Genomic DNA, 12088 nt, shown 5'->3' with positions numbered 1-12088 from the left:
CCCGGGACGCGTCCGGAAGGCGAACCTTGCGTGGTTTGGACTCACCGAGCCGTCTTTGGGGCGTCATGCAGATCAGCGACCTTCCGTATCCGGACCCCGGGGTACCCGACGCCCGCTCAGGTCCGCGTTTCCTGTGGTGGCTGGGCCGGGGCCAACTCGGCGGGCAGCTGCGCAGCCTGGCCTGGGGACTGCTGCACTTCTGCGGGGTCGCCGGGCTGCCGTACGCGGTGGGCCTGGGCGTCGAGGCGGCCGTCGACCGCGACGGCCGCCGGCTGCTGCTGGTCGGCGGGCTGCTCCTGCTGGTCGGCGCCGCCATCGCGGTCGGCGACGCCATGCTCCACCGCACCGCCGTCACCAACTGGATCACCGCCGCCGCGCGGGTGCAGCAGCTGCTCGCCCGCAAGACCGCCGAACTGGGCTCCGCGCTGACCCGCCGGGTCGCGGCGGGCGAGGTGGTGGCCGTGTCGACGGGTGACGTGGAGAAGATCGGCTGGTTCGTCGAGGCGGTCTCCCGCTTCCTCGCCGCCGCGTTCTCCGTCGTCGTCATCTGCGTCGGCCTGCTGTTCTACGCGCCCTCGATCGGCGTGGTCGTCGCGGTGGGCGTCCCCGTGCTCGCGCTGTCCGTGCTGCCGCTTCTGCCGCGGGCCACCCGGCGCGCGGACGTCCAGCGCGAGAAGGCGGGCAAGGCCACCGAGCTGGCCTCCGACACCGTGGCGGGCCTGCGGGTGCTGCGCGGCATCGGCGGCGAGGAGCTGTTCCTGGACCGCTACCGCGACGCCTCGCAGGAGGTCCGCAAGGCGGCGGTGCACAGTGCCCGGATGTGGGCGCTGATCTCCGCGATCCAGGTACTGCTGCCGGGCGCCCTGCTGGTCACCGTGGTCTGGTACGGCTCGGTGCTCGTGCTGGACGGCCGGCTGGCGGTCGGCGAGCTCGTCGCCGCGTTCAGCGCGGTGGCCACGATGCTCTACCCGCTGCGGCACTTCGAGGAGATCGCGATGGCGTACTCCTTCTCGCGGCCCTCCGCCCAGCGGGCGGCCCGGGTGCTGTCGCTGACGCGGACGGACGACGGGGCGGATCAGGCCGCCGCCGCGAAGGCGGTGGAGGTCCCGGCTCCGGGCGGGAACCTGTACGACCCCGCGACGGGGCTGCTGGCCCCGGCCGGCCGGTTCACGGCGGTCGTGTGCGGGGACCCCGACCTGGCGGGCCGGCTCGCGGAGCGGCTGGGCGGGCACGCCGTGCACGCCGGTGACGCGGACGGCGCCCCGCCGTCGGTGCTGCTCGGCGGGGTCGCGCTGGACGGCCTCGCGCTGGACGCGGCGCGCGGGCTGGTCCTCGTACAGGACAAGGATCCGGTACTGCTGTCCGGGACCCTGCGCGAGCTGTTCGACGTACCGGCGTCGGGTGCCGTCGCGGCCCCGGCGGCACTGGCGGCGGCGCAGTGCGGGGACGTCCTGGACGCGCTGCTCCAGGCCGCTCCCGAGGGGGTGGACGACGCGATGGACGCCCGGATCACCGAGCGCGGCCGGTCCCTGTCCGGCGGGCAGCGCCAGCGGCTGGCACTGGCCCGGTCCCTGGTCACCGACCCGGAGGTGCTGGTGCTGGACGAGCCGACCTCGGCGGTGGACGCGCACACCGAGGCGCGGATCGCCGACGGGATCGCCGCCCTGCGCACCGGACGCACCACCGTGGTGCTGGCGTCCTCGCCGCTGCTGCTGGACCGCGCCGACCGGGTCGTCCTGGTGGACGGGGGCCGGGCCGTGGCGGCGGGCACCCACCGCGGGCTGCTGCGCGACGAGCCCCGCTACCGGGCGGTCGTCACCCGGGAGACGGACGAGGAACAGCGGCGGGCCGGGGAACTCGCCGGACTCACCGGGGAACTCACAGAGGAACTCACAGAGATCGAGGAATCCGCATGATCGGCGTGGCGCCGCCGGAATACGATCCGGCGGCCCCCGAGACGGCCGCGACCCTGCCCGTGGGCACGTCGGCGACCGTACGGGGCTATGTGCGCGGCCTGCTGCGGCGGCACCGGCGGGCCTTCACGGCGCTGGTGACGGTCAACGCGGTCGCGGTGGTCGCCTCCATGGTGGGCCCGTACCTGCTGGGGCGGGTCGTGGACGAACTGGCGGCGGGGGCGCGCGAGCTGCATCTGGGGCGCGTGGCACTGCTGTTCGCGCTGGCGCTCGCCGTCCAGACCTGCTTCGTGCGGCTGGTCCGGCTGCGCGGGGCGGTGCTCGGCGAGGAGATGCTGGCCGACCTGCGCGAGGACTTCCTGGTGCGTTCGGTGGGCCTGCCTCCGGGGGTCCTGGAGCGGGCCGGTACCGGTGACCTGCTGTCGCGGATCACCACCGACGTGGACCGGCTGGCCAACGCGATGCGCGAGGCGGTGCCCCAGCTGGCGATCGGCGTGGTCTGGGCGGGGCTGCTGTACGGCGCGCTCGCGGTCACGGCGCCGCAGCTGGCGCTGGCCGCGCTGGTGGCGCTGCCGGTGCTGGTCGTCGGCTGCCGCTGGTACTTCCGGCGGGCCCCCTCGGCGTACCGCTCGGAGGCCGCCGGGTACGCGGCGGTCGCGGCGGTGCTGACGGAGACCGTGGACGCCGGGCGCACGGTCGAGGCGCACCGCCTGGGCGGGCGCCGGATCGCGCTGTCGGAGCGGCGGATCAGGGAGTGGACGGCCTGGGAGCGCTACACCCTGTTCCTGCGGACGGTGCTCTTCCCGGTCGTCAACGTCACCTACGTGACCATCCTGGGTGCGGTGCTGGTCATCGGCGGGTACTGCGTGCTGCGCGGCTGGATGTCGGTGGGCCAGCTGACCACGGGCGCGCTGCTGGCGCAGATGATGGTCGACCCGATCGGTCTGATCCTGCGCTGGTACGACGAGCTCCAGGTCGCCCAGGTGTCCCTGGCGCGGCTGGTCGGGGTGCACGAGATCGAGCCGGACGCGGGTGACCGCGCGGTGGCCCCGGAGGGCCGGGACGTCCGGGCGGACGAGGTCCGGTTCGGCTACCGGGAGGGCGTGGACGTCCTGCACCGGGTGTCGATGTCCGTGCCGCCGGGCACCCGGATGGCGCTGGTCGGGCCTTCGGGCGCGGGCAAGTCCACCCTGGGCCGGCTGCTGGCGGGCGTCTACGCGCCGCGGACCGGTGAGGTCACGCTCGGCGGGGCGCGGCTGTCGCGGATGCCGGCGGAACGGGTGCGCGAGCACGTGGCGCTGGTCAACCAGGAACACCACGTGTTCGTGGGCTCCCTGCGGGACAACCTGCGGCTGGCCCGGACGGGCGCCGAGGACGCCGAACTGTGGGCGGCGCTGGGCGCGGTGGACGCCGACGGCTGGGCGCGGGCCCTGGAGGCGGGGCTGGACACCGAGGTGGGCTCGGGCGGCAGCACGCTGACTCCGGCGCAGGCGCAGCAGATCGCGCTGGCCCGTCTGGTACTGGCGGACCCGCACACGCTGGTGCTGGACGAGGCGACGTCGCTGCTGGATCCGCGGGCGGCCCGGCACCTGGAGCGGTCGCTGGCGCGGGTGCTGGACGGCCGTACGGTCATCGCGATCGCCCACCGGCTGCACACCGCGCACGACGCGGACGTGATCGCGGTGGTCGAGGGCGGCCGGATCAGCGAGATCGGCTCGCACGAGGAGCTGGTGGCGGCGGACGGGGCGTACGCGGCCCTGTGGCGGTCCTGGCACGGGTGACGTCCGGGGCGCCGGGCGGTGGCCCGCCCGGCGCGGCCGGTGGCCGCAGGGCGCTCCGGTCAGATGAAGCCGAGCGCCGAGGCTCCGCCGACGCCGCCCAGGAGCATGAACACCGGCATGAGGACCTTGAGCTCCACCCAGCTGCCCGCGCGGAAGCGCATCGCCTTGGGCGGGCCGACCGCGTACCAGCGCTTCCCCTTGATCGGCAGGGGCCACAGGATCGGGCAGCCGGACACGGTCAGCGCGTCCCCGATGTCGTGGACGAGGGCGCCGAGCAGGATGGGCAGGCCGAGCCAGAGGTACTCCTGGCCGGGGCCGGTGAACAGCCAGCCGGCGCCATTGCCCGGCTCGTCGAGCACCCCGGCCAGGATCCAGGCGCTGGTCGCGCCGAGCAGCCAGACCAGGACGTCGCTGGACATCCGCGCCGCCCGCCACAGCAGACCCTCGACGGCCAGCACCAGATGGACGAAGAGGAGCGCCAGCACCCCCCAGCGGTCGAAGCTCACCGCGAGCGCGGAGGAGCCCGCGCCTATGAGGACCGCCCACAGCCAGGTGTGGGTCAGGGTGCGGTGGCCCCCGCTGCGGCGGGCGTCGCGCGGTGAGCGGGTGGCCTTGTAGACGGCGTAGGAGATCTTGTCGACCACCTCGCACAGGCCGCGGGACAGCGGCCCGAAGGCACGGGAGATCGTCGCCGACTTGTGGTCGAGGTCGGGGGCGAGGGCCGCTCCGGCGCAGATCAGGGCGCCGACGACCAGTACGGGCCAGGGCATCGGGTGTCCGGCGGCCGCGGTCGCGGCGCCCACCCCCAGCCAGGCCGCCGCTCCGGACAGCGAATGCGCCGGACCCATCATGCTCGTTTCCCGCCCCGGTCCTGTCGTGGTGGGGCCCCGTCGCTGGGTTCTGTCGGGCCGCCTCGACGGCCCAGCGTACCCGCGATGATCTTCTTTCCGTCCGCCGGTTCCCTCTTCCGGCGGGAAGCCAGGCAAGATGGGGGGCGTGACCCTCATTGATCAGCTCCCGCCGACCGCCGACCCCGACGCCCTCTTCGAGGCTTTCTCCTCGTGGGCGGAGGACCAGGGCATCACCCTGTACCCGGCGCAGGAGGAGGCGCTGATCGAGGTCGTCTCCGGCGCGAACGTCATCCTGTCGACCCCGACCGGCTCGGGCAAGAGCCTCGTCGCGGCGGGCGCCCACTTCACCGCGCTGGCCCAGGACAAGGTCACCTTCTACACCGCCCCGATCAAGGCGCTGGTGTCGGAGAAGTTCTTCGACCTGTGCAAGCTCTTCGGCACCGAGAACGTCGGCATGCTGACCGGCGACGCCTCCGTGAACGCGGACGCCCCGGTGATCTGCTGCACCGCCGAGGTGCTGGCCTCCATCGCCCTGCGCGACGGAAAGTACGCCGACATCGGCCAGGTCGTGATGGACGAGTTCCACTTCTACGCGGAGCCGGACCGTGGCTGGGCCTGGCAGATCCCGCTGCTGGAGCTGCCGCAGGCGCAGTTCGTCCTGATGTCGGCGACGCTCGGCGACGTGAAGCGGTTCGAGGAGGACCTGACGCGGCGCACCGGCCGCCCGACCTCGGTGGTCCGCTCCGCGACGCGGCCCGTGCCGCTCTCGTACGAGTACGTGACCACGCCGATCACCGACACCATCACCGAGCTGCTGGAGACCCGGCAGGCGCCGGTCTACATCGTGCACTTCACCCAGGCCCAGGCGGTCGAGCGGGCGCAGTCGCTGATGAGCATCAACATGTGCACCCGCGAGGAGAAGGACAAGATCGCGGAGCTGATCGGCAACTTCCGCTTCACCACGAAGTTCGGCCAGAACCTCTCGCGCTACGTCCGCCACGGGATCGGCGTGCACCACGCGGGCATGCTGCCCAAGTACCGGCGCCTGGTCGAGAAGCTGGCCCAGGCCGGTCTGCTGAAGGTCATCTGCGGTACCGACACCCTCGGCGTGGGCGTCAACGTCCCGATCCGCACGGTGCTGTTCACCGCGCTCACCAAGTACGACGGCAACCGCGTCCGCACGCTGCGCGCCCGTGAGTTCCACCAGATCGCCGGCCGCGCGGGCCGCGCGGGCTTCGACACGGCCGGGTTCGTGGTCGCGCAGGCGCCCGAGCACGTCATCGAGAACGAGAAGGCCCTCGCGAAGGCCGGTGACGACCCGAAGAAGCGCCGCAAGGTGGTGCGCAAGAAGGCTCCGGAGGGCTTCGTCGCCTGGTCGGACAGCACCTTCGAGAAGCTGATCGCCGCCGACCCGGAGCCGCTGACCTCCCGCTTCAAGGTCACCAACATCATGCTGCTGTCGGTGATCGCCCGCCCGGGCGACGCCTTCCGGGCGATGCGCAGCCTCCTGGAGGACAACCACGAGCCGCGCAAGGCCCAGCTGCGGCACATCCGGCGGGCCATCGCCATCTACCGGTCGCTGCTGGACGGCGGCGTCGTGGAGAAGCTCGACACCCCGGACGCCGAGGGCCGCACCATCCGGCTCACCGTCGACCTCCAGCAGGACTTCGCGCTGAACCAGCCGCTGTCCACCTTCGCGCTGGCCTCCTTCGACCTGCTGGACCCGGAGTCCCCCTCCTACGCCCTGGACATGGTCTCGGTCGTCGAGTCCACGCTGGACGACCCGCGCCAGATCCTGGCGGCCCAGCAGAACAAGGAGCGCGGCATCGCGGTCGGCGCGATGAAGGCCGACGGGATCGAGTACGAGGAGCGGATGGAGCGGCTCCAGGAGGTCACGTACCCCAAGCCCCTGGAAGAGCTGCTGGTCCACGCCTACGACGTGTACAGCAAGAGCCACCCGTGGGTCCGCGACCACCCCGTCTCCCCGAAGTCGATCATCCGCGACATGTACGAGCGGGCGATGACCTTCACCGAGTTCACCTCCTTCTACGAGCTGGCCCGCACCGAGGGCATCGTGCTGCGCTACCTGGCGAGCGCCTACAAGGCCCTCGACCACACCATCCCCGACGACCTGAAGTCCGAGGACCTGGAGGACCTGATCGCCTGGCTGGGCGAGCTGGTCCGCCAGGTCGACTCCAGCCTGCTCGACGAGTGGGAGCAGCTGGCGAACCCGGAGGTGGAGACGGCGGAGCAGGCCCAGGAGAAGGCCGACCAGGTCAAGCCGGTCACGGCCAACGCGCGCGCCTTCCGCGTGCTGGTCCGCAACGCGATGTTCCGGAGGGTCGAGCTGGCGGCCCTGGACCGGGTCGACGAGCTGGGCGAGCTGGACGCCGGCTCCGGCTGGGACGCCGACGCCTGGGGCGAGGCCATGGACGGGTACTGGGACGAGTACGAGGACCTGGGCACCGGCCCCGACGCCCGCGGCCCCAAGCTCCTGCAGATCGAGGAAGACCCGGCGCACGGCCTGTGGCGCGTCCGCCAGACCTTCGCCGACCCGAACGGCGACCATGGCTGGGGCATCAGCGCCGAGGTCGACCTCGCCGCGTCCGACGAGGAGGGCCGGGCCGTCATCCGGGTCACCTCGGTCGGCGAGCTCTGACCTGCCCCAGCAAGCCACCACCGGCCCGGGCGGACCCGCCCGGGCCGCCGGATCCGCCGGACACGACAGTGGAGAGCCCGTGATGACGAACCCCGCCGAGAGACTGGTCGACCTGCTCGACCTGGAGCAGATCGAGGTCAACATCTTCCGGGGGGCCAGCCCCCAGGAGTCCCTCCAGCGGGTGTTCGGCGGGCAGGTCGCCGGCCAGGCCCTGGTGGCGGCCGGCCGGACCACCGAGAGCGACCGCCCGGTCCACTCCCTCCACGCGTACTTCCTGCGCCCGGGGATCCCCGGGGTCCCGATCGTGTACCAGGTGGAACGGGTGCGGGACGGGCGCTCCTTCACCACGCGCCGGGTCACCGCCGTCCAGCAGGGCAAGACCATCTTCAACCTGACCGCCTCCTTCCATCACCCGGAGGAGGGCAGCATCGAGCACCAGCTGCCTCCCCGCCTCGACTTCCCTCACCCGGACTCGCTCCCGAAGGTCGTGGACGAGATCCGCGAGCACCTGGGCGCGCTGCCCGAGGCCCTGGAGCGGATGGCCCGCCGCCAGCCCTTCGACATCCGGTACGTGGACCGGCTCCGCTGGACTCCCGAGGAGCTCAAGGACGCCGACCCCCGCAGCGCGGTGTGGATGCGGGCGGTCGGCCCGCTGGGCGACGACCCGCTCGTGCACACCTGCGCCCTCACCTACGCCAGTGACATGACCCTCCTCGACGCCGTGCGCATCCCCGTGGAGCCGTTGTGGGGCATGCGCGGTTTCGACATGGCCTCGCTCGACCACGCCATGTGGTTCCACCGGCCGTTCCGGGCGGACGAGTGGTTCCTGTACGACCAGGAGGCGCCCATCGCCCACGGCGGCCGGGGCCTGGCCCGCGGCCGCATCTACGACCTGGAGGGCAGGTTGCTGGTCTCCGTGGTCCAGGAAGGCCTCTTCCGCCCGTACCCGGCCGAGAAGGCCAGGCCGGCCGTGTCCCCGCAGTAGACCCCGCCCGCCCCCGGCGGAGCCGGCCCCTCCCACCCCTCCTCACCCCGTCCGTCCCGAGAACTGAGCGCACCCATGACCACCCCGGCCCTCCCCTGCCCCTGCGGGCTGCCCGCCGCCTACCCGGCCTGCTGCGGCCGCTTCCACTCCGGCGCCCAGCAGGCACCCACCGCCGAGCTGCTGATGCGCTCCCGCTTCAGCGCCTTCGCGGTCGGCGACACCGCCTACCTGATGCGGTCCTGGCACCCCTCGACCCGGCCGGGCCGGCTCGACCTCGACCCGGACCAGCGCTGGGAGCGGCTGGAGATCCTCGCCACCGAGCGCGGCGGGATCTTCGAGACCGAGGGGTCGGTGGAATTCCGCGCCCACTACCGCGAGGGCGGGCACAGGGGCTCCCTGCACGAGCACAGCGCCTTCTCCCGGGAGGGCGGCGCCTGGGTCTACGTCGGCCCCCTCTCCCCCGTCGAGTTCGACTGACCCCGAGCCCCAGTCAGGGCGAACTCCAGGCTGGCGCGGTACCGGGCGACCTCCTCCGGCGGCTCCGCCAGCAGCAGCCCGCCTGCCACCGCGGCGGCCGCCGGGACCTGCGGGTGGCCGTAGGGCGGGGGCGGCGCGAGCGCGGCGAGCACGATCCGCTCCGCCGGGTCGGGGACGGCGGCCAGCACCTCCGCCTCGGGGAGCACGCCGGCCAGCACGGCCGCCCGCTCCCAGGGGTCGGCGGTCCATCTCAGCAGCAGTCCCACATGCCGCTCCCGCCACTTGCGCGGCCGAAGGTCCGCCCCGGCCGCCATCAGCTCCCGGTCCTGAGGGGGCGCGGCCCCGCTCAGCATCGCCGGCTCCCGGGCGGCGAACTCCCGTAGCTCCGCCGCCAGATAGAGCCAGACGAGGGCCCGGTAGCGGTTGACCCGGTAGCCGACGGGAACGAGGTGCCCGCAGCGGGCGAGGCGGGTGAACCGGCTCGGGCCGGTGCCCAGCACCCGCGCCCCGTGGTCCGCGCCGGCCACCGTCTCGACCTGCTCCCGCAGCGCCTCCGGGAACCCCGGCGCCGCCTTGACGCGCTCCAGCTCGGCCCGCGTGAACCGGGCGGCGCCGCCCGCCGCCCGGGAGCCCCGGCGCACCAGGCCCAGCTGGACGGCCCGGGCGAACTCGCCCCTCGCCAGGCCCAGTTCAGCTGCAGCCCGGGCCCCGCCGAGCAGGGCCTGCGGCCGCCGCGCGTCCGCCCGTAGAGCCGCCCCGACGGGCGCGCGCTCGATCAGTTCCACCTTCATCACGATCCTCCCCCACGACTGGCGACCACCCATGGCGATCACTCTGTGTGAAGACCGTAACTCAGCGCTACGACACCGTGGGCGGCCTGTGGAAAACCCTCCCGGACCGCCGCCCGCTCACCCCCCGGTGATCCGCCGCTCCGCGACGCCCAGGTGCTCTCCCACCCGGTTGACCAGCAGCGTCATCTCGTACGCGACCTGCACGATGTCCGCCTCGGCGGCGCTCAGCGCGCACAGGCTGCTGCCCGAGCCCGCCGCCACGACGAAGAGGAAGCCCTCGTCGTACTCGACCATCGTCTGGCGCACCTCACCCGCCCTGAAGTGCCGCCCGGAGCCCTTCGCCAGGCTCTGCAACCCCGCCGCCACGGCGGCGAGGTGCTCGGCGTCCTCCCGGGCCAGCCCCGCGCTCGCCGCCGTCACCAGCCCGTCGTTCGACAGCACCACCGCGTGGCGGACCTGCGGGACCCTCCGCGTCAAGTCGTCCAGCAACCAGTCGAGCTGCTTGTCCAGTGCCATTTCCAGCCCCTCCCCGTTGACCCGGCCGACGTGGCCGCGCCCCTCCCCGCGTGGTCGTGCCGCAAGCCTTCCCCACCAGGGGCTTTCCGGCAAGGAGCAGGGACGCCTGGCACGGAAGATGACTCAAGAGGAATGGCGGGCGTCGTCTCCCGCTCCGCCCGCGCCGCGCAGCCGTCCACGGTCCGCGAGGACGGAAGCCCGCACATCGCCCATCCGGTTCGTTCCCGACGCCGGTTCCTCCGTGCCCGACACCGGCGGGAACACCGTCAAGAGGCGGAATCCGGACCCTCACACCGAACCCGCCTGGGGGCCCACCGACTCCAGCAGCCGGGCGGTGTGCACCCGCCCCGCGTACTCGACCAGCCTGATCAGCACCTCCTTCCCCGAGTCCTTGTCCCGCGCGTCGCACAGCACCACCGGCGTCCCCTGTTCCAGGTCCAGTGCCCGCGACACCTCGTTCGCCCCGTAACGCCGGGGGTCGGTGAAGCAGTTGACGGCGACCACGAAGGGGATCCGCCGGTGCTCGAAGTAGTCGACCGCCGGAAAGCAGTCCTCCAGCCGCCGGGTGTCGGCGAGCACCACCGCCCCGAGCGCGCCCTGGGAGAGCTCGTCCCACAGGAACCAGAAGCGGTCCTGGCCGGGCGTCCCGAACAGGTACAGCGACAGCCCGGCCCTGATGGTGATCCGCCCGAAGTCCATGGCCACGGTGGTCGTGGTCTTCCGGTCCACCCCGCCGGTGTCGTCGACCAGTTCGCCCGCCTCGCTCAGCAGCTCCTCCGTCCGCAGCGGACGGATCTCGCTGACCGCTCCGACCAGCGTCGTCTTGCCCACCCCGAACCCGCCGGCCACCAGGATCTTCAGCGCGAGGGCGGCCAGCTCCTCGTCGCTCCCCGGGCCCCCCGTCTCCGCCGGCCCGTTGTCGTGCAGTCCCATCACAGCGCTCGCAATCCCTCGATGACTTCCCGCAGAATCCGCTCGTCCGGCAGCTGGGCGGGCGGTACCGGGCGGCTGACCCTGACGTGCCCCGCCTCCAGCAGGTCCCCCAGCAGCACCCGCACCACACCCACCGGAAGGTCGGCCTCGGCCGCGAGCTCCGCGACCGACTGGGTCTCGGAACGGCAGAGCCCGAGCAGGGCCCGGTGTTCGGGACCCAGCAGCGCCTCGTCCCCCGCCCCGCCGGCGCCGGGGTCGACGACGACCAGGGCGATGAGGTCGAAGCGGACCCCGTGGGGTCCCGGTTTCGTCCGCCCCCCGGTCATGGCGTACGGGCGGACGAGCGGGCCGGCGTCGGCGTCGTACCACCGGCCGTCCTCCGGGCCACCGTCCGCACGGCCACCGTCCGCAAGAGCGTCCGCACGGCCGTCGTGCCGGCCGTCCGCAAGGCTGTCGTGCCGGCCGTCCGCGGGCCGGGCCGCCGCTCTCATCCGGCGGCCGGCGGGTGGTGCGCCGCGAACCGGGGCGGGGTGTACAGGTGCTCGCCGACCCGCTTGACCAGCCGGGCCATCTCGTACGCGATCAGGCCGATGTCCGCTCCGGCCGTGCTGAGGACGGCGAGGCAGGAGCCGTCCCCGGCCGCCGCGACGAAGAGGAACCCCTCGTCCATCTCCACCAGCGTCTGGCGCACGCCCCCGGCGTGGAAGTGCCGGCCCGCGCCCTTGGCGAGGCTGTGGAATCCGGAGGCCACCGCGGCCAGGTGCTCGGCGTCCTCACGGCCCAGCCCGCTGGAGGAGCCGACCGCGAGCCCGTCGTTGGACAGCACCACCGCGTGCCGGACCTCGCGGACCCGCATCACCAGTTCGTCGAGCAGCCAGTCCGGTTCACCGGTCCGGCGGGCGCCGTCGAGGGCGGCGGTCCTGTGGTGTTCGATCATCATCCTTCTCCTTCACTGCCTGCGTGGGGGGAGTCGTCCCGGGAGCCGCGCGCCCAGCCGTCCCGGTAGGCGGCCATCCGGTCCCGGGCCTGTTCCGGGCTGCGGCCGAGAGGCTCCTCGGGGCGCCGTGCCCCGGCCGGGGCCTTCTCGACGGGGGCCTCGCGCAGCTGCGGGACCAGGCTGGCCTGGCGCACCCGGCGCGGGAGTTCGGTCACCGAGGCGGCGGGCCCGGGTGCGGGCCCGGC

11 protein-coding genes and 1 pseudogene are annotated in these 12088 nt (G+C 73.5%); 5 read left to right on the top strand and 7 right to left on the bottom strand.

Going from position 1 to position 12088, the window contains the following annotated elements:
- Nucleotides 1-65: 65 nt before the first annotated feature.
- On the top strand, nt 66-1916 hold the full coding sequence (locus AB0F18_RS09155) for an ABC transporter ATP-binding protein (RefSeq protein ID WP_362056562.1): 1851 nt from the start codon (nt 66-68) through the stop codon (nt 1914-1916).
- Nucleotides 1913-3694 carry an ABC transporter ATP-binding protein gene (locus AB0F18_RS09150; protein WP_362056560.1) on the top strand — a complete coding sequence of 594 codons (1782 nt, stop codon included), beginning with the start codon at nt 1913-1915 and terminating at the stop codon, nt 3692-3694. The genes AB0F18_RS09155 and AB0F18_RS09150 overlap by 4 nt, the downstream gene beginning before the upstream one ends.
- 59 nt (nt 3695-3753) lie before the next feature.
- Here AB0F18_RS09150 and AB0F18_RS09145 read toward each other — a convergent pair whose 3' ends face one another.
- Complete coding sequence (locus AB0F18_RS09145) at nt 3754-4545, bottom strand: metal-dependent hydrolase (protein ID WP_362056558.1); 792 nt, start codon at nt 4543-4545, stop codon at nt 3754-3756.
- A gap of 145 nt (nt 4546-4690) precedes the next feature.
- Between AB0F18_RS09145 and AB0F18_RS09140 the strand changes: the two genes are divergently transcribed.
- From AB0F18_RS09140 to AB0F18_RS09130, 3 genes are all read left to right on the top strand, one after another.
- Nucleotides 4691-7204 carry a DUF3516 domain-containing protein gene (locus tag AB0F18_RS09140; protein WP_362056556.1) on the top strand — a complete coding sequence of 838 codons (2514 nt, stop codon included), beginning with the start codon at nt 4691-4693 and terminating at the stop codon, nt 7202-7204.
- 82 nt (nt 7205-7286) lie between these two features.
- Nucleotides 7287-8189, top strand: a complete 903-nt coding sequence (locus tag AB0F18_RS09135) for an acyl-CoA thioesterase II (RefSeq protein ID WP_362056554.1) — start codon at nt 7287-7289, stop codon at nt 8187-8189.
- Nucleotides 8190-8264: 75 nt separating this feature from the next.
- Nucleotides 8265-8666, top strand: coding sequence for a YchJ family metal-binding protein (locus AB0F18_RS09130; RefSeq protein ID WP_362056552.1), 402 nt, complete (start codon nt 8265-8267; stop codon nt 8664-8666).
- Here the strand turns inward: AB0F18_RS09130 and AB0F18_RS09125 are convergent.
- The 6 genes and pseudogenes from AB0F18_RS09125 to AB0F18_RS09100 all read right to left on the bottom strand — a co-directional run.
- The gene (locus AB0F18_RS09125) at nt 8630-9457 is read right to left on the bottom strand and encodes a DUF6397 family protein (RefSeq protein WP_362056550.1); all 828 of its coding nucleotides are present in this window, start codon (nt 9455-9457) and stop codon (nt 8630-8632) included. The two genes, AB0F18_RS09130 and AB0F18_RS09125, sit on opposite strands and share 37 nt — an antisense overlap.
- Before the next feature lie 117 nt (nt 9458-9574).
- Nucleotides 9575-9973, bottom strand: coding sequence for a roadblock/LC7 domain-containing protein (locus tag AB0F18_RS09120; RefSeq protein ID WP_042809302.1), 399 nt, complete (start codon nt 9971-9973; stop codon nt 9575-9577).
- 288 nt (nt 9974-10261) lie between these two features.
- The gene (locus tag AB0F18_RS09115; protein WP_362056548.1) at nt 10262-10906 is read right to left on the bottom strand and encodes an ATP/GTP-binding protein; all 645 of its coding nucleotides are present in this window, start codon (nt 10904-10906) and stop codon (nt 10262-10264) included.
- Nucleotides 10906-11397 carry a DUF742 domain-containing protein gene (locus tag AB0F18_RS09110; RefSeq protein ID WP_362056546.1) on the bottom strand — a complete coding sequence of 164 codons (492 nt, stop codon included), beginning with the start codon at nt 11395-11397 and terminating at the stop codon, nt 10906-10908. The genes AB0F18_RS09115 and AB0F18_RS09110 overlap by 1 nt, the downstream gene beginning before the upstream one ends.
- Complete coding sequence (locus AB0F18_RS09105) at nt 11394-11843, bottom strand: roadblock/LC7 domain-containing protein (protein WP_362056544.1); 450 nt, start codon at nt 11841-11843, stop codon at nt 11394-11396. Before AB0F18_RS09105 ends, AB0F18_RS09110 begins: the two co-directional genes overlap by 4 nt.
- Nucleotides 11843-12088: pseudogene (locus AB0F18_RS09100) on the bottom strand (sensor histidine kinase); the annotation flags it as partial. The gene AB0F18_RS09105 and the pseudogene AB0F18_RS09100, both read right to left, overlap by 1 nt.

This window comes from Streptomyces sp. NPDC029216 (genome assembly GCF_040648015.1).
GTDB lineage: Bacteria > Actinomycetota > Actinomycetes > Streptomycetales > Streptomycetaceae > Streptomyces.
The sequence above is the reverse complement of the archived record's forward strand: the minus strand, read 5'-3'. Positions and strand labels throughout refer to the sequence as shown.

What these genes read in the sequence shown, in the direction of transcription:
- AB0F18_RS09130 (WP_362056552.1), top strand. Translation starts at nt 8,265, where the DNA reads ATGACCACCCCGGCCCTCCCCTGCCCCTGCGGGCTGCCCGCCGCCTAC.
- AB0F18_RS09155 (WP_362056562.1), top strand. Translation starts at nt 66, where the DNA reads ATGCAGATCAGCGACCTTCCGTATCCGGACCCCGGGGTACCCGACGCC.
- AB0F18_RS09135 (WP_362056554.1), top strand. Translation starts at nt 7,287, where the DNA reads ATGACGAACCCCGCCGAGAGACTGGTCGACCTGCTCGACCTGGAGCAG.
- AB0F18_RS09105 (WP_362056544.1), bottom strand. Translation starts at nt 11,843, where the DNA reads ATGATCGAACACCACAGGACCGCCGCCCTCGACGGCGCCCGCCGGACC.
- AB0F18_RS09150 (WP_362056560.1), top strand. Translation starts at nt 1,913, where the DNA reads ATGATCGGCGTGGCGCCGCCGGAATACGATCCGGCGGCCCCCGAGACG.
- AB0F18_RS09125 (WP_362056550.1), bottom strand. Translation starts at nt 9,457, where the DNA reads ATGAAGGTGGAACTGATCGAGCGCGCGCCCGTCGGGGCGGCTCTACGG.
- AB0F18_RS09115 (WP_362056548.1), bottom strand. Translation starts at nt 10,906, where the DNA reads ATGGGACTGCACGACAACGGGCCGGCGGAGACGGGGGGCCCGGGGAGC.
- AB0F18_RS09110 (WP_362056546.1), bottom strand. Translation starts at nt 11,397, where the DNA reads ATGAGAGCGGCGGCCCGGCCCGCGGACGGCCGGCACGACAGCCTTGCG.
- AB0F18_RS09120 (WP_042809302.1), bottom strand. Translation starts at nt 9,973, where the DNA reads ATGGCACTGGACAAGCAGCTCGACTGGTTGCTGGACGACTTGACGCGG.
- AB0F18_RS09145 (WP_362056558.1), bottom strand. Translation starts at nt 4,545, where the DNA reads ATGATGGGTCCGGCGCATTCGCTGTCCGGAGCGGCGGCCTGGCTGGGG.